Source organism: Gluconobacter sp. GP1 (assembly GCF_032913585.1).
Lineage (GTDB): Bacteria > Pseudomonadota > Alphaproteobacteria > Acetobacterales > Acetobacteraceae > Gluconobacter > Gluconobacter cerinus.
Genome location: NZ_JASGXC010000004.1, coordinates 1 through 1,481, shown reverse-complemented (window position 1 = coordinate 1,481; position 1,481 = coordinate 1). Strand labels below are relative to the sequence as shown.

Sequence of the window (1,481 nt, the reverse complement as noted above, 5' to 3'; positions counted from 1 at the left end):
GCCGCGTGACGTTCTCGTCCGGCTTCTCGGATACGCCGCAGGTGATGGCGCAGAACGCCAGTGCGAGCGACGCGAACTGCAAGGCGGTCAATGCCGATGCGGGGGGCTTCACGTTGTGGATCAACGGCGGCGGCACAACAGACATCACGGTATTTGCAATCGGACCCAAATAAATGACCACTGCTCTTGAGGCCATCAAGGCCGCCTATCCGGACCGCTATTATGCGGCCACGGATGGCACGACCGTCACGGGCGTTTATGACGCCTGGTCCGGCACCACGGAAGATCCGCAGGCCCGCATCAATGTGCTGGATCTTCCGGCCGCTTCCAGCCTGATCGTGCTGACGGCCGACCAGTTTTCTGACACGGTCGGGGCCAGCAACATCCCCGTCAGCAATGGCGCACTGACCTATGGTGGGCGTTATGTCGCCTGTTACGACCACACGGCCGCGCAGCCGACCGCTGTTCTCAGCTGGTTCGATCTGTGGACGCTTGGCTCGCATGCCAATCTCCCGGCCCCGGCCGACATGCATTTTCTGTCTGCGGCCGAATGGCAGGCTCTGGGCGGGGATTATGGGTACAAGGGAAACAAGGGTCTTCAGGACGGCAAAATTGTGGATTACACGCCGCCGCCCGCGCCTATTCCACTGACAGTCCAGGCCGAGACCGAACAGGCCTGGATCCAGCAGCAGGCCAGTCTGGCTGCTGCCATGGGCGAAACCTTCACCGATGCCATGAAGGCTTACGTGAAGGCTGTCGCAGCAATTGCCAGCGGCACTGACACGACCAGCACGGCATTGCCGGTGCGGCCTGACCCGGTCCTGGCCTGATCGCCAGCCCTTAACTCGACCCTGTTCTGACAGCCGCCTCCGGGCGGCTTTTTTTATGGAAAAACCATGCCTGAAACACAGACGGACGCTCCGGCCGCAATTCTTCCTGATACTTCTACGCCGGCAGAGCGGATCCGGGTCCTCGAAGATCGGTGCCTGACGCTGGAGACCCGGCTCTCCAGCGTGGACAGCAGCCAGTCCGATCTCCGAACAGAGATGCGGCATGAAATCGCCTCACTGCGCAGCGAGATCGAAGCCCTGGCAAAGTCCATGGAAAGCAGCAACCGGCAGATCAACGGCAAGCTCGACCGCTTGTTTGGTGCGCGGGCTGTCGTGACGGCCGCCATCACGCTCCTGACGTCAATCCTTGGATCCGGGGTTGTTCACCTGGTCGTATCGGTAGGGCAGTAAAGATGTCTTCCATGTATGGCCTCGACCCAGGGCAGGTGAAAAACTTCATCATCGTTCCAACCCTAACGGCTATGGGAAGTCAGTTTGCGAGTATCGCCGCTATCAATCTGATGCTTGGGATTGCCATGGCAGAAAGCCAGCTTCGCTATGTCCGACAGCGCACAAATGCTGGCTATGGTCCAGCGCGTGGCCTTTGCCAGATGGAGCCGGACACTCACAACGATTGCTGGACCAACTGGC

The 1,481-nt window shown here is 60.2% G+C and carries 2 protein-coding genes and 1 pseudogene; all 3 read left to right on the top strand.

What is annotated here, in order from left to right; translation table 11 throughout:
• The first annotated feature begins 173 nt into the window (after nt 1-173).
• Entirely contained in the window at nt 174-830 is a 657-nt protein-coding gene (locus tag R5H23_RS11355) for a hypothetical protein (RefSeq protein ID WP_317215489.1), read from the top strand.
• A 66-nt stretch (nt 831-896) separates the two neighbouring features.
• A complete protein-coding gene (locus tag R5H23_RS11350; protein WP_317215488.1) occupies nt 897-1,241 on the top strand; it encodes a hypothetical protein in 345 nt (114 codons plus the stop codon).
• Nucleotides 1,242-1,243: 2 nt separating this feature from the next.
• Nucleotides 1,244-1,481, top strand: a pseudogene (locus tag R5H23_RS11345) (hypothetical protein); the annotation flags it as partial.